Here is a 25,088-nt window from a genome sequence, read left to right on the forward strand (position 1 = left end):
CAAACATGGTGATTCCTAAATTAATTGTAGGTTTGGGAAATCCAGAGCCAAAATATAATCAAACTAGGCATAATATAGGATTTGCTGGAATAGATACTTTAGCTAATAACTGGCAGGTTTCTTTATCTGAAAATCGTAAGTTTAAAGCGGAATTTGGAGAAAGTAGAGGAGTAAAAGCAGACAAAATTTACTTGCTTAAACCCTTAACTTATATGAATAAATCGGGAGAAGCAATTCGTGCAGTCGTAGATTGGTATAAATTACCACCTTCTTCCGTGCTGATAATATATGATGATATGGATTTACCAATGGGACGACTGCGGTTACGGTTATCTGGATCGGCAGGTGGCCATAATGGCATGAAGTCGGCGATCGCTCATTTGGGAACCCAAGAGTTTCCTCGTTTGCGAATAGGTATTGGTAAACCCAAAAATGTTACTGCTGAAAGTGGAGACCCAAAAACTATTAGTCATGTTTTAGGAAAGTTTAGTCCCACAGAAAGCAAATTGATGACTCAAATGCTGGATCTAGTTGTAGAAACAGTAGAACTTTCTCTGAAACAAGGAATTGAAAAAGCGATGAGTCTCTATAACAGTAAAACTATCATTTTACCAGAAGATTAATTGACCATTTAAAAATTATTTTCAAGACTTTTGATCAAGAGTTTGAGAAATGATTTTTGAGTGAGTGAAAGAGTGACTTTATAACTATTAATACTATTAATGAGTTCTAAGGGTCTACCAGAAACTACTGCTTACATTAGAGTAACTCGCCACTCTTGGCAAAGAGGCACTATCGAGGGAGAGGTGAGTGCTGGTCCTTTTGGTTGGCATTTTAAATGGTATTTTAGAAAGGGAAAAACTCTTTCTATTCAACCTTCTCAAGGACGTGCCCTAATTCAAGAACCTTTGGGTAGGTTTCTAGAAAAATGGGATTATCAACTAGAACCTGGTGGAGATTACTCTTTTACTATTAAGGCTAAATTTTAGTAACAATTAAGTCTTAATTTTTAACTAAATCCACGAGAAGCGCCACTCCATAAAGTCTGTTTTCCGTTTATGGATTTTAGTGGGATAAAAGTTAGATTAAGTCTAGCACTATAGTTTGTAATTACTATATTATAATGATGCTTTTACTGAAGCTAAAGATTACTAATTCTAGGTAGTTAGTATTTAATTTAGTTAGAAAGGAGTAAAAGTTAGATTAAGTCTAACAGTATAGTTTGTAATTACTATATATGATATTTTTGCTAAAGTTAGAGATGAGGAAATCCTTGGTAGTTCTCTAAAATATATATGAGTAAGAAAGGAGTAAAAGTTAGATTAAGTCTAGCACTATAGTTTGTAATTACTATTTATGATGATGCTTTTTCAGAAGCTAAGGATTACCAGTTCTAGGTAGTTAGTATTTAATTTAGTTAGAAAGGACTAAAAGTTAGATTAAGTCTAGCACTATAGTTTGTAATTACTATTTATGATGATGCTTTTTCAGAAGCTATTATTTACCAATTCTAGGTAGTTAGTATTTAATTTAGTTAGAAAGGAGTAAAAGTTAGATTAAGTCTAGCACTATAGTTTGTAATTACTATTTATGATGATGCTTTTTCAGAAGCTATTATTTACCAATTCTAGGTAGTTAGTATTTAATTTAGTTAGAAAGGACTAAAAGTTAGATTAAGTCTAGCACTATAGTTTGTAATTACTATTTATGATGATGCTTTTTCAGAAGCTAAAGATTACCAATTCTAGGTAGTTAGTATTTAATTTAGTTAGAAAGGACTAAAAGTTAGATTAAGTCTAGCACTATAGTTTGTAATTACTATTTATGATGATGCTTTTTCAGAAGCTAAAGATTACCAATTCTAGGTAGTTAGTATTTAATTTAGTTAGAAAGGACTAAAAGTTAGATTAAGTCTAGCACTATAGTTTGTAATTACTATTTATGATGATACTTTTTCAGAAGCTAAAGATTACCAATTCTAGGTAGTTAGTATTTAATTTAGTTAGAAAGGACTAAAAGTTAGATTAAGTCTAGCACTATAGTTTGTAATTACTATCTATATTATGATAATACATTTGCCAAGAGGCCAAAATACTTTTTGCTATACCCAACGGTAGCCTACAGCAAAAGCATGGGTAGTAAAATTTAGTGGAGCTAATCTACAGTTTACAACTTCCTTCTTCCTTATTAAAAAAAATCTATGACTAAATTTGTATTCATAACTGGTGGAGTAGTTTCCAGTATTGGTAAAGGAATTGTAGCAGCAAGCTTAGGCCGTTTACTCAAATCACGGGATTATTCTGTTTCCATTCTTAAACTAGACCCCTATATAAATGTAGACCCGGGGACAATGAGTCCCTTCCAACATGGAGAAGTATTTGTTACAGAAGATGGGGCCGAAACTGACCTAGACTTAGGCCACTATGAACGATTTACAGATACCTCAATGTCTCGCCTCAATAGTGTTACCCAAGGTTCAATCTATCAGGCAGTAATTAATAAGGAAAGACGAGGGGACTATCAAGGTGGAACTGTTCAGGTTATCCCCCATATTACCAACGAAATAAAAGAAAGAATACATAGAGTAGCAAGAAATTCTAACCCAGATGTGGTAATTACAGAAATAGGGGGGACTGTAGGGGACATTGAATCTCAGCCATTTTTAGAAGCAATTCGGCAGTTTCGCAAAGATGTGGGACGGAATAATGCTTTATATATCCATGTGACATTAGTGCCTTGGATTGCTTCTGCTGGAGAAATGAAAACTAAACCGACTCAACACTCGGTTAAGGAGTTACGCTCTATTGGTATTCAACCAGATATTTTGGTCTGTCGTTGCGATCGCCAACTTACTGAAAACTTAAAAGAAAAGATGTCCGAGTTCTGTGATGTACCCGTAGAATCTGTAATTACATCTCAGGATGCTCAAAGTATTTATGAAGTCCCTCTAATGTTAGAGGCGGAAGGACTAGCAGTCCAAGCTCTAGAATTATTAAAAATGGAGCAACGTGAACCAAATCTTAGTCAGTGGCAAACTTTGGTCAATCGTCTTTACCATAGAGATCAAGAAGAAATATATACTAACCAGGGCCAATTATCTACTACTACTGTAGAAATTGCCATAGTAGGTAAATATATTCAACTAAGTGATGCTTACCTGTCAGTAGTAGAAGCATTACGTCATGCAGCGATCGCTGTTGGTGTGGACTTAAATGTGTGTTGGGTCAATGCTGAAGATGTGGAGTCCAAGGGGGCGAAGACCTACCTGGAAAATGCGAATGGAATTATTGTACCTGGTGGGTTTGGTGTGAGAGGTATTGATGGAAAAATAGCTACAGTTGAATATGCCAGACTAAATAAAATTCCTTTTTTGGGGTTATGTTTGGGAATGCAATGTGCGGTAATTGAGTGGGCACGTAATATAGCAAAACTGGATGTGGCCCATAGTGCTGAGTTTGACCCTCAAACACTAAATCCAGTAATTAATTTATTACCAGAACAACAAGATGTGGTAGATTTGGGCGGTACTATGCGACTGGGACTTTATCCTTGTCGCCTTCAAGGGGACACATTGGCGTTTAAAACTTATCAGCAGGAAGTGATTTATGAACGCCACCGTCATCGCTATGAATTTAATAATGCTTACCGAAATTTGTTCTTAGAAACAGGATATGTTATTAGTGGAACTTCTCCTGATGGTAGATTAGTAGAAATTATTGAACTTCCTACTCATCCTTTCTTTATTGCTACTCAATTTCATCCAGAGTTTCAATCTCGACCTAGTACCCCTCACCCTCTATTTCATAGCTTTTTTGAAGCTGCTAATGCACAAGAAAAGTGTTATGATTTGTCTGTAAATAATGCTGAAGCTACTCAAGAGAATGTAGTTAGTACAGGTTCTATTACTTAATTATGATAATTATGAAAGATTAGAGAGCAAATTTGATGGTTTATGAAATACAGTAGCAGTATATTTTTAAATAGTTTTTGAAGTATGGAGTTAAGGTTTGATTCTTGTTGAGCAAATCTACTAGAATCAGTATACAAAACTTACATGGAATAGGCTTTTATTAATGGATAATGGATAATTACTTCTCCCTAAAAGGGAGAGGATTAACTAAAAGGCAAAGATTTATTTTTTTTTCCTTTCTTTATTGGGGAGACTTTAAACCTGAATTATCTAATTATTTAATTGTTTAATTATTAATTATTTCGGTAAGAGTTGTTAGGAAAGATTCTTGATTTGAACTTGATTTATTGTTTGTTATTAAGTTTAATAGCCTGAAGTTGAGTACGATTAATTACCTGAGTATAGCGTTAAGCACTGTCAGATTTTATAATATTGGTGAATGATATTTACTCTCGAGCAAACTTTTAGTAGTGCTGGAACTATCTGATTAAAGAATAAATCTTTTTCATTGGGTAGTTGCTGATAAGATCGAGGGTAGATGAATAATGTTGATCGGACTTTTAGGGTAACTTGCAGGAAGTGGGTATATGCAAGAAATCAAAGCTTTGAGGGGGTCGTGTGGCCTACTGGGTTAAAATAAATTATGAAAGAAGCATATACTTGATCGACCTTGACAGTATTACTGCTTTTTCTTGTCAACCAGATAAGCGCATAACTTTTTGGTTGCCAAATAGCAGTCAGCCAATTATATTGAGTAAGCAAAATAGCGAACATGACTATTATTTAGTTCTAGGATATATTAAAAAAAAGATTGAAATAGGCTATAAAATTTATAATGAATGCTGGGTAAAAATTATTTATGACCGCCATGAATGGTTGATCAATTTAAGTTGTATTACTACATTTGCTTGGGAAGCTAATGGTAGGATAACTTTCTGGCTACCAGATAGTACAAAAGATATTATTATTAACCCTAATAGTAACCCGGAAGCTTATGAAAAAGTTTTGGAATTTATCAACAAAGTAACTGGGAATTCTTTACCTTAATAATTAGGGTTTGCTGAAAAAGTCTTCTTGCTGTTTCTAGTAGTCAGTAGCCAGTAGAAATGGTAGATTGAGAGAATCTAATTGGAACAATTATTTCTCAAAACTTCCCGTTTTATCTTCTATTCATCCTTGCTTTTTGCAGCTCACGAGAGCAAAAAACTGGCACTTTTTTTACACAGATAATGGCTCAAATGTTTAGTCGATCAGCTTTTTATATTTATTCAGGAAGCCCTAATTAATATAATAATTTAAGGCTCAAAGCCGATCTTTTCTTTTAAGTTGGAAAAGAAGAAAAAATTTTCCTTTTACTTAATCCTTTTATTTTTAATAAAAAGTAATTGTTTATTCTTTAATTTTTTTGATTCAAGATTTATTTCTGGCTATGATGTTATTTATAACAATCTTTTTTGCAAATAGTGTTAGTTATTATTAAACATTCCCTACTACCGCCTACTATTACCTATTCTCTGATCCTAGAAAACCTCAAATAGAAAATCTCAAATCATCGATCTGAAAATTTAGTCCAAGCTAATTTAGCAGCTCCCACAATACCAGCTTGATTACCTAATTTAGCAGTTAATAATTGCAAACTTGAGCGAGAACTAAAAAGAACTCGTCGCTCAATTTCTGCCTTCGTTGTAGGTAAAAAAAGTTCTGAGGCGGCACTTATTCCACCACCAATAATTACTGCTTCTGGAGTTAAAATATAAATTAAACTTGCTAATCCTGCTCCTAAAAGTCGTCCGTAATTTTGCCAAAATTCTAGGGCAAACTTATCTCCAGCTAAAGCTAAATTTGCTAATTCTAAAGGTTCTTTTCCTGTCTCTCGACGAACCGCTTGAACAGAAACATATTGTTCCAAAGAACCATTATTACCACTATTACATTTAGGTCCATCAGGGTTCAAAGTTATTAACCCTAACTCTCCAGCAGTACCTTGATGACCCACAAATAATTTGCTATCTAAAATAATAGCTCCTCCGACACCGGTACCCAGGGTAAGCATAATCATATTTTTAAACTGACTACCTGCTCCTACCCAAGCTTCTCCTAAACCAGCACAGTTAGCATCATTAGCTATAACTACTGGTAAACCTGTCTTTTCCTCCAAAGATTCTGCGAGAGGAACCTCTTGCCAGTCTGACAAATTTATTGCTATCCTAGATATTCTACCTTCCGCATCAACAGGACCTGGTACTCCAATACCTATTCCTTGGATAGTTCCTAAGTTGTCTGTTTGAGATTCTTTTCTCAGAATAGATATTGTTTCTTCTATTACTTCAATAACTGCTTTGGGGGTAGCAGGTTGAGGAGTTGGTAAAGTCAAAGATTTATGGCATATTCCATCTCTACTAAAGCACCCCATCTTAATAGCTGTTCCCCCTATATCTATACCTATTACCAAAGAGTTCATTTAAAATCTTTCAACACTAGAAACTAGAATTAAATATAGGTTCAACCCGAATTGCAATTATAGCTGAAGGGCGAACTACCATATATTCTCCTTGAATAGTTTTAATAGGTACATTCACAAACTCTTGAGAGTCATGCTTTGGAACTACAACGCCACTGTACCAGGTTTGAAAATCTTTAAGAGTAACAAAACGTACTTCTTCACGAGCGCCACCTTCTAATAATAGGTGTATAGCAAATTCATCAGGGTTTCTTGGCATATCTTTTATCTTTATATCAGTTATCAGTTATCAGTTATCAGTACCTTCTACTGAAATTTGTTATTTTCATCTTAATTTGATCGAGAAAGAATTCAGAAGTCAGAATTCAGAGAAAAAACTATAGTTGTAGATTCTATCAAAGATTGAATATTATTACCAAAAAAAAAGTCTAAAGTCTCCCATTGGATAGGGGATAAAAAAAGAAAATATTCCTGATGTCAAGCTTCTGGGTGAGCGCCAGAGGTACTGATAACTGTTAACTGAAATGACCCAATCAGCAATGCTCAATAGCTAGTTTAGTTTATAAAAAATGGCGCAATCAAACCAATAAGTCCTAGTATTAGATAAAATAATCGTGCCCCCTTTCTGCCAAATAAACTTACGATAAATCTGGCTTTACGCATTCCATAAAACCATTCCCAATTAAAGATTGCAGCACAAATTAAGTAAATACCTATTACAAACAGTAAGATTTGTGAACCATTCATCTTTTTATTTACCTATGTTTCTATAATTCAAAAAACCTAACTAGATTTTATATTGCTTGTATAACTTTTAAATTTTATTTTTAAATTTTTTAAATAGATATTTAGAAATCATCTTCCCGAAGATTATAGTAAGCATTCAGGTATTAGCAGTCAGCTTTTTCTATATCGTTATGCACAAATAGCTTTTTAATTAATGAGAAATATTAGCTAATCTGCATTTAAGAGTAACTTGGAATTTTTACTTAATCTGTCAATCCTACTTCCTATTTCAAAGCTAATAAATTAATAGCTGACATTTAAAAGCTGACTACTGTTTACTTACCAAATCAAAGATTATCTATCAGTTTTGCTGCAAATTTAAAATTGGAAATAACCTAGCATTCTAAAGTAATGGCTGATGGCTGACACCTAAATGGTTTTAACAATCAAATATAAAATTGGTCTGTATATACTAACACAGCCATTATACTAACCCTTAAAATACTTTGGATTAAGTCTTAATTCTGAAGTAAAAATAAGTCTATGCCGCGACGCCAAGATATACGTAAAATCCTACTGGTTGGCTCTGGTCCCATTGTAATTGGCCAAGCCTGTGAATTTGATTATAGTGGAACACAAGCTTGTAAAGCTCTTAGGGAAGAGGGTTTTGAGGTGGTGTTGGTAAATTCCAATCCGGCCACAATTATGACAGATCCAGAAATTGCCGAACGTACCTACATTGAACCTTTAACCCTGGAACTTGTAGAAAAAGTTATTGCTAAAGAAAGACCAGATGCCCTATTACCAACAATGGGCGGTCAGACTGCTTTAAATATAGCAGTTTCTTTGGCAAAAAATGGCACTTTAGCGAAATATGGTGTGGAATTAATTGGGGCCAAATTACCAGCGATTGAAATGGCCGAAGACCGTCAATTGTTTAAGGAAGCAATGGGCCGAATAGGTATCCAGGTTTGTCCATCGGGTATTGCTAATAATTGGGAAGAGGCCAAGGCGATCGCTCAAAAAATAGGAACATATCCTCTAATTATTCGTCCTGCTTTTACTTTGGGAGGAACTGGTGGCGGTATTGCTTATAACCAAGAAGAATATGAGGTTATGGCACAAGCGGGGATAGATGCTAGTCCGGTGTCTCAAATTTTGGTGGAAAAATCTCTGATTGGTTGGAAAGAGTATGAGCTAGAGGTAATGAGAGATTTGGCGGATAATGTGGTGATTATTTGCTCGATTGAAAATATTGACCCGATGGGGGTACATACGGGAGACTCGATTACTGTTGCTCCGGCGCAAACGTTGACGGATAAGGAATATCAACGACTGCGGGATGCTTCGATTAAAATTATTCGGGAAATAGGTGTGGAAACTGGGGGGTCGAATATTCAGTTTGCTGTTAATCCGGTGAATGGGGATGTGATTGTGATTGAGATGAACCCACGGGTGAGTCGCTCTTCTGCTTTGGCGTCAAAAGCGACTGGTTTCCCCATTGCGAAAATGGCGGCAAAGTTGGCGGTTGGTTATACTCTGGATGAAATTCCGAATGATATTACGAAAAAGACGCCTGCGAGTTTTGAACCTACTATTGATTATGTAGTTACGAAAATTCCGAGGTTTGCTTTTGAGAAATTTCCTGGTTCCCAAGCAGTGCTGACTACTCAGATGAAGTCGGTTGGGGAGGCAATGGCAATAGGTAGAACTTTTCAGGAGTCGTTTCAGAAAGCTTTGCGTTCTTTGGAAACAGGTAGGGCCGGTTTTGGTGGCGATCGCTGGGAAAAGGTACCGAGTTTGGAACAGGTACGAGCGGGGTTACGGACGCCTAACCCAGAGAGAATGTTTACAGTCCGTCATGCTCTGTTACTGGGAATGACTGTAGAAGAAATTTATGAGTTGACTGGAATAGATATTTGGTTTTTGGATAAGATGTGGGAGTTGGTAGAGACAGAAAAGTCGATCAAGCGCATTCCCCTCAATGAATTAACAAAAGAGCAGATGTGGGATATTAAACGGCAAGGTTTTAGCGATCGCCAAATTGCTTATTGTACTAAGACGACTGAGGATGAAGTCAGAAGTTATCGGTTGAGTTTGGGAGTTAAACCTGTTTATAAAACGGTGGATACTTGTGCAGCAGAATTTGAAGCGCTTACTCCTTACTATTATTCTACTTATGAGGAAGAGTCAGAAGTTTTGCCATCGGAAAAGCGGAAAGTAATGATTCTGGGAGGGGGACCTAATCGCATCGGACAGGGAATAGAATTTGATTATTGTTGTTGTCATGCTAGTTATGCTTTGGGAGCGGATGGTTTTGAAACAATAATGGTGAATTCTAACCCGGAAACTGTATCGACTGATTATGATACGAGCGATCGCCTCTATTTTGAACCGTTGACGAAAGAGGATGTATTGAATATTATTGAGGCGGAAAACCCGGTAGGAATTATTGTTCAGTTTGGCGGACAAACACCTCTGAAATTAGCTGTTCCCCTGCAAAAATATTTGGAGCAAGCAGAAACTGAAACTAAAATTTGGGGTACTTCTCCAGACTCTATTGATGCTGCTGAAGACCGGGAACGGTTTGAGAAGATTTTACGAGATTTAGATATTCGTCAAGCAGCAAATGGTCTCGCTCGCAGTTATGAGGATGCTTTGGCAGTTGCACAAAAAATTGGTTATCCGGTGGTGGTAAGACCTTCCTATGTTTTGGGAGGTAGGGCAATGGAAATTGTTTATTCTGACCAAGAGTTGGAACGTTATATGACCTTTGCGGTACAGGTGGAACCGGAACATCCTATTTTAATTGACAAATTTTTGGTAAATGCTATTGAGGTAGATGTAGATGCTATTGCTGATGCTACGGGTAAGGTTGTGATCGGTGGCATCATGGAACATATTGAGGAGGCGGGTATTCACTCTGGAGACTCTGCTTGTTCTATTCCTTATCAAACTTTAGCTCCTGCTGCGGTGGAAACAATTCGCCAATGGACTGTTGCTCTAGCAAAAGCATTGAATGTGATCGGGTTAATGAATATTCAGTTTGCGGTGCAAGGGGAAACGGTATATATTTTGGAGGCAAACCCGCGCGCATCGCGAACGGTACCTTTTGTATCTAAGGCAATAGGAATACCTTTGGCAAAAATGGCATCGCGGGTAATGTCTGGGAAAAAATTAGAGGAATTAGGTTTTCTGGAGGAGCAAATTCCCAATCATGTTTCGGTGAAGGAGGCAGTGTTACCATTTGCTAAATTCCCTGGTACAGATACAATATTAGGACCTGAAATGCGTTCCACTGGGGAGGCGATGGGTATTGATGTTGACTTTGGAAAAGCTGTTGCTAAAGCGCAGTTATCCGCAGGGCAAAAGTTACCTTTAGAGGGAACAGTATTTGTGTCAATGAGCGATCGCTATAAGGAAGCGGTTGTACCTGTGGTTAAAGATTTAATTGATTTGGGTTTGAATGTGGTGGCGACTGAAGGAACTCGGAAGGTATTGCGAACTCAGGGTTTGGATGTAGGTTTGACCTTGAAGTTGCATGAAGGGCGACCTAATGTTTTGGATGGGATTAAAAATGGAATCATTCAGTTAATTATTATGAGTCCTTCAGGGGAGGAAGCGCGCGCAGATGGTATTAAAATTCGGCGGAGTTCGTTGGATTATAAAATACCGTTGATTACGACTATTGCGGGGGCGAAAGCAACGGCGGCAGCGATCCGATCGTTGAAGTCGGGAGAGTTGGAGGTGAAGGCGATACAGAATTATTATTAAGAGGAGCTAGACACGGATTATGGCACGGATAAACGGATTTTGTTAATCAGTAATCTGTCGTCACGCACGGTTTTAGTAGAACCTAACCCCCCAACCGCCTTGCTATCCCCCCCAACCCCCCTTTGAAAGGGGGGAGAAGGGAAGGGGGGGGCAGGAATATTCTTCCCTCTCCTTGTAGGAGAGGGGTTAGGGGAGAGGTTTGAATTTGACAGCGTTGCCTAAAAAAATAGTCAACCTCGTAGGGACTAACCATGGTTAGTCCCTACTGTAGTCTACGGAAATGCAAACCGCTGTAAAAAATATATAGCAGTGCGCTCTGACATATTTATACTAAATCCGGTTATACAGTGTATGTTTATGGTTCTATAATTACTTTAATCTCCCCATCCCCTCATCTATCCCAACTATACAATAACTATTCAACCAGATTTGAGATTATTTTATTAAATTGCTATAATTAATAAAGAACATTTTATTGTTTGTCCAAAAGGTAAAAATTATGAATTTCCTGTTAATTATCTTGAGATGTGTTTTGCCAATAATTTTTGTAGTCCAAACTTGGTTAATAAATCCTTTGCCTAGTTTTGCCCTAACTGTACAAGAAGTACCAAACTCACGACATTACTATCATGGTTGGGTGACAGATATGGCTGAAATTCTCAGTCAAAGTACAGAAAATCAACTTAACCAAATTATTAATTTAGAAGCAACAAATGGCTCAGAAATTGTTGTTGTGACTGTACCAGAAACTCAACCCGCAGCAACTCCCAAAGAATTTACTACTAAGTTGTTTAATTATTGGGGAGTTGGTCAAAAAGGTCGAAATAAAGATCGAAATAATGGTGTCTTGTTTTTAGTTTCTGTAGGCAATAAACGTGTGGAAATTAAAACAGGTAGAGGAATACAGCGAACTTTACCAAATAGTAAGGTTCGTAATATTATCAACACTAAAATTATTCCTGAACTTAGGTCAGGAAACTTTGAAAGTGGTATAGTTGCAGGTACAAAAGAATTAGTAAAATCCCTGAAAACAGGGAAATATCAGTCAGCTACAACTTCTAAAACTTCTAACGCAGGTCTCGTTAGTTGTATCTTTATAGTTATAGGTATCTCCATAGTTATATTACTGATATGGATATTCTGGAGTATGGCCCAGGAGGAACCGGAAATCACCTATACCTATGTTAGTCGCAGTAACAACTATAGAACTACTGGCAGTAGATCGACTAACATAAGCATTACCATTGACAGTGGTGATAGTAGCAGTAGCTATGGAAGCGATAGTGGTAGTTTTGGTGGAGGTGGTGGAGGCAGTTTTGGAGGTGGTGGAGGTGGCAGTTTTGGAGGTGGTGGTGGAGGCAGTTTTGGAGGTGGTGGAGGTGGCAGTTTTGGTGATGGTGGTGGAGGCAGTTTTGGAGGTGGTGGAGGTGGCAGTTTTGGAGGTGGTGATGGTGGTGGAGGTGGTGATGGTGGTGGAGGTGGTGATGGTGGTGGTTGAAAATTTGCCCACCCCACAATTAGTATTTGTAGTGGACTGTTTCAGCTAAAATAGTCCACTAGAATTGTTATTGAGGATGATAATGAAGCAATCTAAGCGCAAACTTGTTATTGTATCATTGATAAAACAGTCTACTACTAGACTTAGATTAAATTAGAACTAATAAAGTAAGCATTAAGTACTCAGCTATCAGCTATTCCTTTGAGTTTTTGATAAAAGCTTTATTATTCAGAATTAAATCTGACTACAAAAACCAGTTTTCAAGTCTATACTCATTTAAACCTCTTCCTTAAGGTTGAGGTTTTCTTGCTGAAAGCTGATAACTAATAGCTGAATGCTTACCTAATAAAGAGGTAATATTATGACTATAGAACATATTTCAATTACACCAGGAATGTGTGGGGGTAAACCACATATTAAAGGACATAGAATTCGAGTACAAGATATTGTTATCTGGCACGAACAGATGAAAATGTCTCCAGACGAAATTATTTATCATTATCCTAGTCTAACTTTGGCAGATGTATATGCAGCGCTAGCTTATTACTACGATAATTTGGATGAAATTCGTCAACAAATTCGAGATAGTGAAGCTTATATTCAAGAAGTAGCTGCGAAGACTCCCTCTATTTTAGAAGGAAAACTGAAGTTAATTGGTGTTACTACAACTGCAAATTTCAAACAAAATTTATCAGAATAAACTTACCTAATATTATGTTCAAAAGTCTAACAATTAAAAATTTCCGATGCTTTGAAGAAATTACCATTGATAATATCGACAGAGTTAATTTAATTGGAGGTATTAATAATGTTGGTAAAACGACTCTCCTAGAGGCAATTTATTTGTTAAACAGTTTGAATTCTCTAGAAATTCCGTTTCGATTAAATTCTAATAGAGGAGCAATTCAAGGAGAAACTTTTGACGTTGAAGAAATTTGTGAATGGTTATTTCATCAAAAAAAAGTTCATAAAGCCATTGAAATTAAAAACATAGATAAAAATGGTGAAGGTAGAGAATTAAAACTAACCTTAGATAAAGCGTCAAGACCTAGATTATTTCCTTTAAGTCCAAAAGCAAATAGCAGAAAAACTATCAAAGACTTGAAACTAGAGCTTAAAAAATCAGGTCAAAAATTATTGGAATTAACAGCATTTTTAAACATAGATAAACAAGAAGAAGTTAACATAGAGTTTCAGCAGCATGAAAAACAGGAAATTCAGACAATCGAACTTTTTCCTCCTAGTGCTTTTCTCAGTAGTCGTTTAAGAGTTTCTTTAACAGATGATGCAGAAATATTTAGCAAATTTGAAGCAAAAAATCAACAAGATGAAATTTTAGAAATCTTAAAAATAATAGAGCCAAGATTAAAACGTTTAGCAGTTTTAGTCACTGGAGGAATACCTATAATTCATGGAGATATTGGTGGAGATTATTTAATTCCTATTTCATTAATGGGAGAAGGAATGGGAAGGTTATTATCTATTATTTTATCAATTATGAATTTCCAAGGAGGAACAGTATTAATTGATGAAATTGAAAATGGGATACATTATTCAGTTATGGAAAAAGTTTGGCAATCTATAGATGTAGCAACTAGAAAATTTAACACTCAACTTTTTGCTACTACTCATAGTTATGAATGTATTGGTGCTGCTCATCAAGCATTTTATAACTCCGAGTCTGAATCATATAATTTTCGTTATTTGAGACTAGAGAGAGAAAAGGAAACTAATTCTATCAAGAGTTTAGTTTATGACAAAGATAATATTGAAACTTCTTTAGGACTTAATTGGGAGATGCGCTAAATGATTCAGAATCAAAGAGTTGAAAAGCCTAAAAGTATTGAAAAACCAAAGCTGATTATTGGTGAAGGAAGAGATGAAGAATCTTTCTTTTCTGCACTAATTAAACATTTAGAAATTGATGATATTCAAGTAGATTCTTATGGAGGAAAGCACAAGCTTAAGAATTATTTTAAAGCCTTGCCTTTCAAACCAGGTTTTTCTAATTTGCGTTCTTTATTGATTACTAGAGATGCTGATGAATCATTCGATACTGCTTCTCAAAGTATTAATGGTTCTATCAGACAAAATAAATTAAATGAGATAGAAAATTTAACAATCAAAACATTTATCTTTCCAGACAATAAGTCTTCAGGAATGTTGGAAGACCTTTGTTTAAGTGCGATTAATGATTCTGATATGGGTTGTATTGAAGAATTTTTTCAGTGCATTAAGGAAAATACAAATAGAGAATCTAATGAATTTTCTAAAGCTAAAATCCACGCCTGGTTATCTACTCAAACCATACCTGATAAACGTCTAGGTGAAGCTGCTAAAGCAGGATACTTTAACTGGAATAACGAAACTTTTAATGAGTTGATAAATTTTATAAAAAGCCTTTAAATTTACTGTCCTAATGTTCATATAATTACTCGATAAAATAGAATAATTAATCATCCTTGATTTTCTACATCTAAGTCTAAAGTCAAGGTGCAGCAATATTAAATAATTTGTGAAAAAAAACTGGAGGAGTTTGGTATCCAAACCAAACCAAACCAAACCAAAAATATCAAGATTGAGAAATCGTTTGAATTTACTTTGGGAAATTGTTTGAATTTACCGAAAAATTCTGGTTTAAATCCTCCCCTTGGATAGGGGATAATAAATAAAAATTTTCATGATTAGTCAATCCTATCCGTTTTCAAGGAGAGGTAATTATTCATTATTAATTATTAATTGTTGAAGATCCCCCTAAATCCCCCTTAAAAAGGGGGACTTTTTGTTGCCTCCCCCCTAGCGGTTCCCCCCTTATCAAGGGGGGTTAGGGGGGATCTAAAACTGTATCTCACCAATTTGAGCAACACTATATTTATTTTTACTTAAAAATCAGGTAAAATTCCACTCCTTTTCTATCAACTCTTGAGCATAACCATTATGTTCCCATGCACCTGTCACAACTTCAGCAACACCGACTATAACAGCACCAACTACTGGAATTTTTTGCAATTTTTTAAACTCTGTAATTTGGTAGCAACGACATTCTCCTGTTGTTACTAAACGTGCCCAATGTTCGCAATTAAACCGGAATAGTTCGTACTGCCAATTTTCGTTAAACTGAGCGAGAGAAAAGTGCATTGCTTTTTGAATTTTCTCTTTTTCTAAATGTGTTACCCACTGTGCAGGTTGAAAACGTTCCCAGTCAATATACCAAATTGCTAGTCTTCCCCTATCCTTTTGGCGATCGCTATGTACAGGTTCCCATGCTAAAGATTCTGAATTATTTAGTTGCACTGAGTAATGTAAAATGTTTGGGTTTTGCAGATCGTGATGATACAACAAACGTCCATATTCAGGATGAGAGAAATTATTATCAATCAGAGAAGAAAGCTGTGACATATAGCTATAGTAAATAAATTCAAGTTTCATTCACTATAGCAGATTCGGTGATTAATGTGGTACAATTTATCGGGTAAATATTTTGGGATTGTTCCCTATCTTAATCCCCATCTTTGCTATTACCTAAAACCATGAGAGATTTTGGGTTAAACTATTAGTCAGAATCAATCAATAATTTTAATTAATGCCAATGTTTCCTGATTTTTTGCCAAAATTAACTGAAAATTTGACCGAATCTACATCTATTTCTTTTGCTGAAAATATTCAGTATAAATCAATTTCTACTCCTCTTATTTCTCAGTCAATTAATACAACTTTTTTATCCAAAGGTAAGGGTGGTACTCCAATTTTATTACTGCATGGTTTTGATAGTTCTATTTTTGAATATCGTCGCCTTTTGCCATTACTTGCCACTCAAAATAAAACTTGGGCAGTAGATTTATTGGGGTTTGGTTTTACAGATAGATTACCTAATTTAAAAATTAATCCCGGAGCGATCGCTACTCATCTTTATTACTCCTGGAAAAGTTTGATAGATAAACCTGTTATTTTGGTGGGTGCTTCTATGGGGGGTGCTGCTGCTATTGATTTTACTTTGACTTATCCAGAAGTTGTAAAAAAGTTGGTATTAATTGATAGTGCAGGAATGCAAAGTAATCCAATTATTAGTAAGTTTATATTTCCTCCACTTGACTATTTTGCTACAGAGTTTTTGCGTCGCCCCCAGGTGCGAGAAAATATTAGTCGTGCTGCTTATTTTGATAAAAGTTTTGCTAGTTCAGATGCTAATATTTGTGCCAGATTACATCTAGAAATGCCTCGTTGGAATAAAGCTTTAATTTCTTTTACTAAAAGTGGTGGATATGGTAATTTCAAAGATAAATTGCCTTCTTTAAAACAGCAAACTTTGATTTTGTGGGGAGAAAATGATAAGATTTTGGGCACTGGTGATGCTGCTAAATTGGAGGGAGCGATCGCTAATTCTCAACTGATTTGGATTCCTAATTGCGGTCATGTTCCTCACTTGGAAAAAGCAGAAGTTACTGCTAATTATATTCTGGATTTTATTAGAGAAAATTAGTGATATATTTCTCGCATCGGCTCCTATTGAAAATTGAATTCCATAGGATCGCCATGCCATTTTCCTGCGTATGTACCTGCCCAAACCTATGACTGAGCCAGAAATTCAAAAGGCAATCCCGCATCCCCGATACCTGGTCCTTTTGTCAAGCCTTGCCAAACGATGCTGTCGCCGTCAATCTCAAAATTTGCATTGCTGGCAACTTGAGATCCGATGCCAACATCTCTTGAAATTGTTAATCTACCATCAAAATCTACTTTACCCGTAAACCCAAATTTAATTCCGTTATGTGGCCCTCCTACAAACTCACCAACACCATTAAATTCTCCAGTAGGAAATATTTCTTGGATCAAAAATTTAACAGCATGACCATGCCAAACGCCTGAATAGTCTCCTGGTTGCAATACATTCCTCACCATCTCCAGGGGAACATCGCCCGTTGGATCTACGGTGTCGTTAGATGATGATTCGGAGGAAGTTGCAGAGCGAGAGAACGATACAGATATCCCCGAGCCGATCTTTGCCTTTTGCTTCTCCTGCCACAAATAGTAGGCTGCCTCAATATCAGGATCGATATAAAAGTTGTAGCCAGCGTTGTAGCCAGATTCTATCAAGTGCCTTGCTGCTGCCACCAATCCTTCTGCCCGCCAGAGGGGATAGCCGTAATCCCAATTGCCTGACAACACAGGCCACCTCTCGCCATCCTCAATACCTGCGCTTTCTTCTAAGCCTTCTTCTATTGTCGCGACTTCAACGTTATCAGGATAATAAATGGCGATACAGGTGTCGTGGCCCTCATCCTTGTGGAGACCCAGACGTAGTCGAGAAGGATCGATCTCGATCGTCCTTTCGCGATACTGATGCGAAATTTCCTCCCATGTCGTCGGCAGCGAATACCCATTCGGTTCGAGTTGAGTCTTGGTGTATTTCTGCATCATCTGGAGTGCAGTTTGAGCTTGTTTAACCGTCAACATTGCCCCACTTTGCAAATACATGGCTAACGAATGGCCAAACCGCGAATCGCTCTCATTGAAGCCAATACTATCCTCCAAGTTTTCACCATCACCGCTTCCTGCCAAAAATAGAATTGCATTTTCTAAACGGCGATCGAAATTTTGCTCAATAAGCGCAATAATCTCCTCAATTCGCCCTGTCATTTCTTCCTTAAGAGCAAGCAACTGATCGATAATTCTTCTCCCTAAGAAGGAGTCGATTTTGTTGGTTTGGTTTTGCTTATTTTCGTTGTTCATTTGAAGGCGTCATTTCAGTTATCAGTTAGCCTCCTATCGGAGGAACTGCGTTAACAGTACCTCTGGGTTTAGCCAGAGGCTTAAAATAAGGAATATTTTCTTTTTTTATCCCCTTAAAAGGGTCGGCTTTAGACCTTTTTTTTCGGTAAATAGGTTAACCTAAGTGTAGCGACTTGCAAACAAAAAGTACGACTCGTTGACGACTAAACCAGTAAGAGGTATAATATTGAGTCTGCTTAATTCGGTAGAAAAAATGTTTCATCTTCAACCATTACCAAATCTTCCGACACTTCCCATACTTCCCACCCTTCCCACACTCTTTTTACACCAATGCTACCGATTAGTATTAAAAGGTAATTGTATAATTAATACAAGACCAAGTTATACTATAAATCAATAACTTCTGATGATGTAAGTAGATGATTGTCAAAACAATTCAAAATTATTAATTAAAAATTCAAAATTACCTCAGCTTGAAGTCTGAGGCTTGAAGTAAATAAATATTAGTCTTCTTTTTTCTCCTTGAAAGGAGAAGCTTGTGTCCTGAATTAAACAATTATTCAATTAGGTTAGATCCCACAATGGGCGAACTTTAAATTTTTAATTTTGAATTCAAAAAATGGTCAAGGTTAATTTATAACTGGGCTATGATAAATATCAATACTTTTTAGTATAACTAAACCCCAAAAAACTATAATTATTTATTTTTTAGTTTAACTATATATTTTAATCTTATGGTTGATTTTATTAGAGAAAAGTAATGACAAATTTCTTAGAGTTACCAGAAAATATCTTAACAGGTCTACCTGTAACTAATTTGCCTGAAGGTAATCAAATTAATAATCTAAATATTGTCTCTAGTTCAGAAACATTACTCCCCGAATTAGAAGTACAAGAATTTGAGATTCCCCAGGCAGATTTCTCTGAAACTAGCAAAATTAATAATCTAAATATTGCCTCTAGTTCAGAAACATTAGCCCCCGAATTAGAAGTACAAGAATTTGAGACACCCCAGGCAGATTTCTCTGAAACTAATGACTTGCTCACAGGGATTAGTTTTATCGAAAATGTAGGGCAAATCAACAATTCTGATGTTGAGTATTTAGCAAAAGCAAATAACTACGATTTACTATTTGCTGAGGATGAAATTATCTTTAGTTATACTCAAAATATAGAAGGTGAAACTACCTCAGATGTAGTGACATTAAACTTTGAGAATGCTAACTCCAACCCTCAGATAAATCCTCTAAATAAACTGCCGGGAGTTGCTAACTTTTTCCAAGGTAATAACTCTAATAATTGGCATACCGATCTGCCGACTTATGCCGCTATTGAGTATGAAAATTTATATTCAAATATTGACCTTATATACAGCAGTGTAGAAGGCAATCTCAAAAGCGATTTTATTGTCGCTCCCGGTGGCAATACTTCTGAAATTATTCTCAATTATAGTGGAGTTGAAGAAATTAGTATTTTCGCCGACGGTACTCTTTCTATAGATACTAAATTAGGAGAATTATCTGAAGCACCCCCAATTGCTTATCAAGAAATAAATGATGAGCAAATTCCAATAGAAGTTGCCTATAAATTACTTGGAAATAATCAAGTAGGATTCGACATTGGAGAATATAATCCCAACTATGAATTAATTATCGACCCCACTGTAGAATATTCCACATTAATCGGCGGAAATGGTTTTGATCGTGGTAATGGTATTGCTGTAGATGTTGCCGGAAATGTTTATATAACTGGAGATACTACTTCTGTTGATTTTCCCACATTAAATGCTATTCAACCAGACTTTAATGGTGGGGGAGCAGTCTTTAATAACGATGCTTTTGTCACTAAACTCGACCAAAACGGAACTGTTCTTTGGTCTACTTATTTGGGAGGAAGTAACGATGAATTTGGTATAGATATTGCAGTAGATATTGATGGTGGAGTTTACGTTACAGGTAATACTAATTCCCTAGATTTCCTAACAGTTAATGCCTTCCAAACTACTTATGGTGGAGGAAGTTTTAACGGCGATGCTTTTGTGACAAAACTTTCTAGTTTAGGCAATAGTGTACAATATTCTACTTACCTTGGTGGTCGAGATGAAGATATTAGTAGAGGTATTGCCGTAGATAATAATGGTAATGCTTTTGTAACAGGAAGTACGGGAGGTTTTTCCCCATTTCCCGCCGATCCAGTTCCAGGTTTTGCTGACTTTCCTACAACAGAAAATGCTTTTCAAACTGAAACTACTAATAATGTGAATCGCGATGCTTTTGTGACTAAATTATCAAGAAATGGCAGAACTTTAGAATATTCAACCTTGTTAGGAGGGTTCGATCTGGATTCAGGAATTGATATTGATGTAGATAATAATAGTAATGCTTATATAACAGGTTCAACTAGGTCTTTTGACTTCCCGCTCCAGAACCCTCTGCAAAATTTTTATGGCGGGGATAGCGATATTTTTATTACTAAATTAAATCCAGAAGGTAGCGACTTACTTTTCTCAACTTTTTATGGTCGAGGCGACGGAGATGCTGGTAGTGGTATTGCCATAGATTTAGCTGAAAATATTTATGTTTCTGGTACGACAGGAACTCGTATTCTTGAGGGAGATATTGCTATTTCTCCTGTGGGAGATTTTCCGGTTTTTAGTGGATTTCAAAATTTCTTTGGAGGCGGTAGTAGTGATGCTATTGTGATAAAAATTAATCGGGATGATAGTTTAGGATATGCGAGTTTTTTAGGTGGAAATAGTAGTGAGTTTGCTAATGATATTGCTATAGATAATTTGGGTAATGCTTATGTTACGGGTAGCACTGGTTCTGTGAATTTTCCAATTATTAATGAATTTCAACAAGGAGTTGGTTTGGCATTATCGGAGGATGTTTTTGTTAGTAAAGTTTCTAGTAATGGAACGTTTTTAGATTTTTCTGCCGCTATTGGTGGTGTGGGGAATGAGTCGGGAAATGGTATTGCGATAGATCCTGCTCAGAATACTTATGTAGTTGGTTTTTCTGATTCTATAGATTTTCCAAATATTAATGCTTTAAATAGTTTTAGTTTAGAATCTAATGCTTTTGTGGCTAAGATTGTTTCAGATATTATCCCGCCTAATACTTTTCAAAATTTTATTCAGTATGTGACGGAACAAAGAATCGAACCCATAGAAATATATTTTGATGAGGAGTTTTATTTAGATAATAATCCTGATGTAGTTAGACAAGTGCAAAATGGTTTATTTATAAATGGTTTAGATCATTTTATTAAGAGAGGTCAATTTCAAGGGCGTAACCCTAGTCTTTTGTTTGATGAAGCTACTTATTTAGTGGAAAATCCTGGTGTTAGTCAAGCTGTAGAAGATGATGTTTTTAATAGTGGATTCGAGCATTTTGTTAATGTTGGGTTTTTTGAAGGCCGTGATGAAGCTACTATTGAATTTGATGAAAGATTTTATTTAGCTTCTAATCCCATTGTCGCTTTAGCAGTAGAAAATGCTATTTTTAATAGTGGATTTGAACATTTTATTGTATTTGGTGAAGCTGAAGGGCGATCGGGCTCGAGTTTAGACTAAATAGTTGAAAATAAAATCAAGGAAAGGATGGAAAAAATTTAGACCATCAACAGATATGAAAAACAAATGTTGAACTCAATTAAACTGATTTCGCTTTTTTTGTGTTTTTCTGGCTTTCAAACTTACCTTTTCCTTTTTTGACTATCAGGTATCGTTTAATATTTAGCTTCAAAAAAACCGGGTTGATTGACTTGTAATTTTCAAAGAAATAAGCAGGGTAATAAACCCGATTTATGCTTCAGTCCTCAGTACGGCAATTGCGATTGCATCTTTCTCATTAACCACACTTACTAACTACAAAATCTACTCTAAAGTAGAAACATGAACAACAAATTAATTAACAAATAAAACATCAATTTAGGAGGTAATAAATATGGCTATTGTTCGTTTTTCTCCCTGGCGTGAAATTGACTCTTTGCAAAAAGAAATGAATCATTTATTTGATACTTTGGCTCCGACTATGAATGGAGAAGAAAAAGGCATAGCATTTAAACCAGCAGCGGAAATGCAAGAAAACCATGATGCGATTGATTTGAAACTGGAAATCCCTGGTTTAGAGGCGAAAGATTTAGATGTACAAGTGACTGCTGAAGCAGTAGCAATTAAAGGAGAGCGTCGTCAAGAAACTAAGATAGAATCACAAGGAATGACTCGTTCAGAATTTCGTTATGGTGGTTTCCAAAGAGTAATTTCTTTACCTGCGAGGGTTCAAAATGACCAAGTAAAAGCTGACTATAAAGATGGTATTTTACATCTACATTTGCCGAAATCTGAAGCTGAGAAAAATAAGGTTGTGAAAGTTAATGTCGGCTAAATTTTAGCTGCAACTTGAAACCGGGTTTATTCCCATGCCTATTTATTTTAAAATTACGAGTTGATCAACCCGGTTTCTGCGTAGGTAGAATCAAACAAAATAGTACGGCAATTGCGAGCGCATTTTTCCCATTTACCGAACTTACTAACTACAAAATCTACTCTAAAGTAGAAACATGAACAACAAATTAATTAACAAATAAAACATCAATTTAGGAGGTTAAAAATATGGCTATTGTTCGTTTCTCCCCCTGGCGTGAAATTGATTCTTTGCAAAAGGAAATGAATCATTTATTTGAGACTTTTGCTCCGACTATGAATGGAGAAGAAAAAGGCATAGCATTTACACCGGCGGCAGAAATGCAAGAAAACCATGATGCAATTGATTTGAAACTAGAAATTCCTGGTTTAGAGGCGAAAGATTTAGATGTACAAGTGACTGCTGAAGCAGTAGCAATTAAAGGAGAACGTCGTCAAGAAACTAAGACAGAATCACAAGGAATGACTCGTTCAGAATTTCGTTATGGTGGTTTCCAAAGAGTAATTTCTTTACCTGCGAGGGTTCAAAATGACCAAGTAAAAGCTGACTATAAAGATGGTATTTTATATCTACATTTGCCCAAAGCTGAAGCTGAGAAAAATAAAGTTGTGAAGGTCAATATTGGCTAATATTTAGCTGTAACAAGAAACCGGGTTGATCAACTCGTAATTCCCAAAGAAATAACCAGGGTAATCAACCCGGTTTCTGCTTAAGTCCTAAGTACGGCTTTCATTTGGGTAAACCACAGTAGGGACGTTCCATGGAACGTCCCTACAATGTTTTGCTTGTGAAGATGTGGTTCATCAATTTGAAAAGCGCTGTATATCATGTCCGGATAATCAGTGATCAAAAAACCTTTTCCCGTAAGTACCTTTTCTTTCCTTCTGCCTCCCCCCCCTTTCAAAGGGGGGTAAGGGGGATGCCTTCTGCCTTACCTCCTCGAAAATGTAACTATTCAACCGGACATGATATAACTTCTCTTACCAGGGACTGCCAATCATCATAAACCCAGACCAATAATAAGGATGAGATAAATTTTGATTCTCAACCTTCCCTAACGCCTGCGGTAATACTACTGCTCCACGAATACCAGTTCCCCTTAACTCCCCTTCTTCAATAACCACTTCCCCTCGCAACATTGCTAACTGCGCCTGTCGTAGTGCTTCTGCTTTAATCTTGGCATTATTCAAATGAACGTAAAATTCTGTCATTAACCCTAATGTTCCTTCATCACTCACATACCAAATACTTGCTAAAGCTGACTTGACTCCTGCTGCTACTGCTAATCCGGCAAATCCTAATTCGGCATTTTTGTCTCCTACTGCAGTCCGACAAGCTGACAAAACTAACAATTCTACTGCTGGTTCATCCCACCCTAACTCTCTAATTTGGTCTAACTGGAGTTGCTCTGAACCCCACAACTGAATGTAAGAATTATTTGCTCTTCCTGGTTTAAATTCTGCATGAGTAGCTAAGTGAATAATAGGATAAGGATAATTTTGTCGTTCACTTAAGAGGTTATTGTAGGTAAATTCTTCATTAATAAATTTACTGCCTTCCCATAATTTTTGGGAAATAGTTTCCAATTCTACGGGGACTGCTGGTAAGGGGTTTAATTCCTTGAAGTTAGACGCTCCCATTGCTAATACTCTGGTCTCTTGAAGCGGTCGATAGTTGGTATCCATTAAGCTGACACTGGGAATTAAACTGAGACTATATTTTTCGATTAAAAATTGTTCTCCATCGTGTAATGCTGCTACAGGTAAAGCACGCAAACCTTCATCCATGCTGAAGAGTAGGGTATCGATATTAGCTGCTTCTAGTTCTGCCGACATGGGTGCAATCAACCAATCATATAATTGTTGTGCTGGTGGTAGATAACTATTAGTCTGACGACGAGCAGGATTGGTGATATTTGCGCGGAACTTTAATACTACTTTCATTAGTTCTTCGCGGTTAACTGCGGGAACGGTTTTGAGTATGGGTTCGCTATCTGGTGTATATAATACCAGTTGTATTTCGTCTGGGTAAGCGGTGACATAGATAATAGCTGAGTTGTTACCTGTTTGACTGGCGATATCAGTTAGAACTTCCCGGATATTTTTTGTAGATGCGGTACTTGATAAGTCAAACTCAAAGTAGTCGGCAAATTCATTGTTGCGATCTTGTTCTATGTTGATCAATGTTGTGGAATTGGCAGCTACAGATAGGGGTGTGCTATTCACAATATTGATGTTTCGTAAAGCGGTGGTGGTATCTGTGTTCAGGTTGCCTTTCAGAGTATCGCTTACTTGGTTTTGCAGGTTAGGATTATTGCTGGTTGTGATAGTGCTGTTACCTCGGACTGATTGGAGAATTTGAGTAGTAGCAGGATTTAATACTTGATTGTTAGATGGAGCAATATTTTCAGTTACAAGAATTGAAGCTACTGGCGCTGACACCACGTTGGGAGCAGTTTCGGGAATTACTGGCGCTGATACCACGTTGGGTGCAGTTTCGGGAATTACTGGCGCTGATACCACGTTGGGTGCAGTTTCGGGAATTACTGGCGCTGATACCACG

19 protein-coding genes are annotated in these 25,088 nt (G+C 36.5%); 13 read left to right on the forward strand and 6 right to left on the reverse strand.

Features of this window, described 5'->3' with window-relative positions; genetic code table 11:
* The first annotated feature begins 5 nt into the window (after nucleotides 1–5).
* The 4 genes from pth (at nucleotide 6) to F6K40_RS09335 (ending at nucleotide 4,957) form a co-directional block, all read left to right on the forward strand.
* Entirely contained in the window at nucleotides 6–623 is a 618-nt protein-coding gene (gene pth, locus F6K40_RS09320; RefSeq protein ID WP_293134556.1) for an aminoacyl-tRNA hydrolase, read from the forward strand.
* Between the two features lie 99 nt (nucleotides 624–722).
* Nucleotides 723–989 (forward strand): DUF3146 family protein, encoded by a 267-nt coding sequence (locus F6K40_RS09325; RefSeq protein ID WP_293134557.1) that lies wholly within the window; start codon nucleotides 723–725, stop codon nucleotides 987–989.
* A gap of 1,211 nt (nucleotides 990–2,200) precedes the next feature.
* A complete protein-coding gene (locus F6K40_RS09330) occupies nucleotides 2,201–3,910 on the forward strand; it encodes a CTP synthase (RefSeq protein WP_293134559.1) in 1,710 nt (569 codons plus the stop codon).
* A 618-nt stretch (nucleotides 3,911–4,528) separates the two neighbouring features.
* Nucleotides 4,529–4,957, forward strand: coding sequence for a hypothetical protein (locus F6K40_RS09335; RefSeq protein WP_293134561.1), 429 nt, complete (start codon nucleotides 4,529–4,531; stop codon nucleotides 4,955–4,957).
* A 502-nt stretch (nucleotides 4,958–5,459) separates the two neighbouring features.
* On the opposite strand, the gene F6K40_RS09340 is transcribed toward F6K40_RS09335, so the two are convergent.
* The 3 genes from F6K40_RS09340 to F6K40_RS09350 form a co-directional block, all read right to left on the reverse strand.
* Nucleotides 5,460–6,371: an ROK family protein gene (locus F6K40_RS09340; RefSeq protein WP_293134563.1), complete on the reverse strand. Its 912-nt coding sequence runs from the start codon at nucleotides 6,369–6,371 to the stop codon at nucleotides 5,460–5,462.
* Nucleotides 6,372–6,387: 16 nt separating this feature from the next.
* Nucleotides 6,388–6,630, reverse strand: a complete 243-nt coding sequence (locus F6K40_RS09345; RefSeq protein WP_293134565.1) for a hypothetical protein — start codon at nucleotides 6,628–6,630, stop codon at nucleotides 6,388–6,390.
* 296 nt (nucleotides 6,631–6,926) lie between these two features.
* Nucleotides 6,927–7,118: an immunity 17 family protein gene (locus F6K40_RS09350; protein WP_293134567.1), complete on the reverse strand. Its 192-nt coding sequence runs from the start codon at nucleotides 7,116–7,118 to the stop codon at nucleotides 6,927–6,929.
* A gap of 522 nt (nucleotides 7,119–7,640) precedes the next feature.
* Here F6K40_RS09350 and carB point away from each other — a divergent pair.
* From carB to F6K40_RS09375, 5 genes are all read left to right on the forward strand, one after another.
* Nucleotides 7,641–10,871 (forward strand): carbamoyl-phosphate synthase large subunit, encoded by a 3,231-nt coding sequence (gene carB / locus F6K40_RS09355; protein WP_293134569.1) that lies wholly within the window; start codon nucleotides 7,641–7,643, stop codon nucleotides 10,869–10,871.
* Nucleotides 10,872–11,370: 499 nt separating this feature from the next.
* Nucleotides 11,371–12,369 carry a TPM domain-containing protein gene (locus F6K40_RS09360; protein ID WP_293134571.1) on the forward strand — a complete coding sequence of 333 codons (999 nt, stop codon included), beginning with the start codon at nucleotides 11,371–11,373 and terminating at the stop codon, nucleotides 12,367–12,369.
* A gap of 361 nt (nucleotides 12,370–12,730) precedes the next feature.
* Complete coding sequence (locus F6K40_RS09365) at nucleotides 12,731–13,069, forward strand: DUF433 domain-containing protein (protein ID WP_293134573.1); 339 nt, start codon at nucleotides 12,731–12,733, stop codon at nucleotides 13,067–13,069.
* 14 nt (nucleotides 13,070–13,083) lie between these two features.
* Nucleotides 13,084–14,175, forward strand: a complete 1,092-nt coding sequence (locus F6K40_RS09370; RefSeq protein ID WP_293134576.1) for an AAA family ATPase — start codon at nucleotides 13,084–13,086, stop codon at nucleotides 14,173–14,175.
* Nucleotides 14,176–14,775 carry a DUF3226 domain-containing protein gene (locus tag F6K40_RS09375; RefSeq protein WP_293134579.1) on the forward strand — a complete coding sequence of 200 codons (600 nt, stop codon included), beginning with the start codon at nucleotides 14,176–14,178 and terminating at the stop codon, nucleotides 14,773–14,775. It abuts the gene before it with no gap.
* A 483-nt stretch (nucleotides 14,776–15,258) separates the two neighbouring features.
* On the opposite strand, the gene F6K40_RS09380 is transcribed toward F6K40_RS09375, so the two are convergent.
* Complete coding sequence (locus F6K40_RS09380) at nucleotides 15,259–15,768, reverse strand: hypothetical protein (RefSeq protein WP_293134582.1); 510 nt, start codon at nucleotides 15,766–15,768, stop codon at nucleotides 15,259–15,261.
* Nucleotides 15,769–15,958: 190 nt separating this feature from the next.
* Between F6K40_RS09380 and F6K40_RS09385 the strand changes: the two genes are divergently transcribed.
* A complete protein-coding gene (locus tag F6K40_RS09385; protein ID WP_293134603.1) occupies nucleotides 15,959–16,849 on the forward strand; it encodes an alpha/beta fold hydrolase in 891 nt (296 codons plus the stop codon).
* A gap of 86 nt (nucleotides 16,850–16,935) precedes the next feature.
* On the opposite strand, the gene F6K40_RS09390 is transcribed toward F6K40_RS09385, so the two are convergent.
* Nucleotides 16,936–18,099 carry a hypothetical protein gene (locus F6K40_RS09390; RefSeq protein ID WP_293134585.1) on the reverse strand — a complete coding sequence of 388 codons (1,164 nt, stop codon included), beginning with the start codon at nucleotides 18,097–18,099 and terminating at the stop codon, nucleotides 16,936–16,938.
* A 760-nt stretch (nucleotides 18,100–18,859) separates the two neighbouring features.
* On the opposite strand from F6K40_RS09390, the gene F6K40_RS41565 reads away from it, so the two are divergent.
* From F6K40_RS41565 to F6K40_RS09405, 3 genes are all read left to right on the forward strand, one after another.
* The gene (locus F6K40_RS41565) at nucleotides 18,860–21,673 is read left to right on the forward strand and encodes a DUF7948 domain-containing protein (protein WP_293134588.1); all 2,814 of its coding nucleotides are present in this window, start codon (nucleotides 18,860–18,862) and stop codon (nucleotides 21,671–21,673) included.
* A 373-nt stretch (nucleotides 21,674–22,046) separates the two neighbouring features.
* Nucleotides 22,047–22,487: an Hsp20/alpha crystallin family protein gene (locus tag F6K40_RS09400; protein ID WP_293134591.1), complete on the forward strand. Its 441-nt coding sequence runs from the start codon at nucleotides 22,047–22,049 to the stop codon at nucleotides 22,485–22,487.
* A gap of 227 nt (nucleotides 22,488–22,714) precedes the next feature.
* A complete protein-coding gene (locus F6K40_RS09405; RefSeq protein ID WP_293134594.1) occupies nucleotides 22,715–23,155 on the forward strand; it encodes an Hsp20/alpha crystallin family protein in 441 nt (146 codons plus the stop codon).
* Between the two features lie 351 nt (nucleotides 23,156–23,506).
* On the opposite strand, the gene F6K40_RS09410 is transcribed toward F6K40_RS09405, so the two are convergent.
* Nucleotides 23,507–25,088: CHAT domain-containing protein (locus tag F6K40_RS09410; protein ID WP_293134597.1), on the reverse strand; the 1,582-nt coding region annotated here is incomplete at its 5' end.

The sequence above is a fragment of the Okeania sp. SIO3I5 genome, from assembly GCF_010672085.1.
Lineage (GTDB): Bacteria > Cyanobacteriota > Cyanobacteriia > Cyanobacteriales > Microcoleaceae > Trichodesmium.

Bases quoted from the DNA above. Each gene is read 5' to 3' on its own strand.
- carB (WP_293134569.1), top strand. From the start codon at position 7,641: ATGCCGCGACGCCAAGATATACGTAAAATCCTACTGGTTGGCTCTGGT.
- F6K40_RS09390 (WP_293134585.1), bottom strand. From the start codon at position 18,099: ATGAACAACGAAAATAAGCAAAACCAAACCAACAAAATCGACTCCTTC.
- F6K40_RS09380 (WP_293134582.1), bottom strand. From the start codon at position 15,768: ATGTCACAGCTTTCTTCTCTGATTGATAATAATTTCTCTCATCCTGAA.
- F6K40_RS09345 (WP_293134565.1), bottom strand. From the start codon at position 6,630: ATGCCAAGAAACCCTGATGAATTTGCTATACACCTATTATTAGAAGGT.
- F6K40_RS09325 (WP_293134557.1), top strand. From the start codon at position 723: ATGAGTTCTAAGGGTCTACCAGAAACTACTGCTTACATTAGAGTAACT.
- F6K40_RS09385 (WP_293134603.1), top strand. From the start codon at position 15,959: ATGTTTCCTGATTTTTTGCCAAAATTAACTGAAAATTTGACCGAATCT.
- F6K40_RS09370 (WP_293134576.1), top strand. From the start codon at position 13,084: ATGTTCAAAAGTCTAACAATTAAAAATTTCCGATGCTTTGAAGAAATT.
- F6K40_RS09375 (WP_293134579.1), top strand. From the start codon at position 14,176: ATGATTCAGAATCAAAGAGTTGAAAAGCCTAAAAGTATTGAAAAACCA.
- F6K40_RS09405 (WP_293134594.1), top strand. From the start codon at position 22,715: ATGGCTATTGTTCGTTTCTCCCCCTGGCGTGAAATTGATTCTTTGCAA.
- F6K40_RS09400 (WP_293134591.1), top strand. From the start codon at position 22,047: ATGGCTATTGTTCGTTTTTCTCCCTGGCGTGAAATTGACTCTTTGCAA.
- F6K40_RS09360 (WP_293134571.1), top strand. From the start codon at position 11,371: ATGAATTTCCTGTTAATTATCTTGAGATGTGTTTTGCCAATAATTTTT.
- F6K40_RS09350 (WP_293134567.1), bottom strand. From the start codon at position 7,118: ATGAATGGTTCACAAATCTTACTGTTTGTAATAGGTATTTACTTAATT.
- F6K40_RS09365 (WP_293134573.1), top strand. From the start codon at position 12,731: ATGACTATAGAACATATTTCAATTACACCAGGAATGTGTGGGGGTAAA.
- F6K40_RS09330 (WP_293134559.1), top strand. From the start codon at position 2,201: ATGACTAAATTTGTATTCATAACTGGTGGAGTAGTTTCCAGTATTGGT.
- F6K40_RS09340 (WP_293134563.1), bottom strand. From the start codon at position 6,371: ATGAACTCTTTGGTAATAGGTATAGATATAGGGGGAACAGCTATTAAG.
- pth (WP_293134556.1), top strand. From the start codon at position 6: ATGGTGATTCCTAAATTAATTGTAGGTTTGGGAAATCCAGAGCCAAAA.
- F6K40_RS41565 (WP_293134588.1), top strand. From the start codon at position 18,860: ATGACAAATTTCTTAGAGTTACCAGAAAATATCTTAACAGGTCTACCT.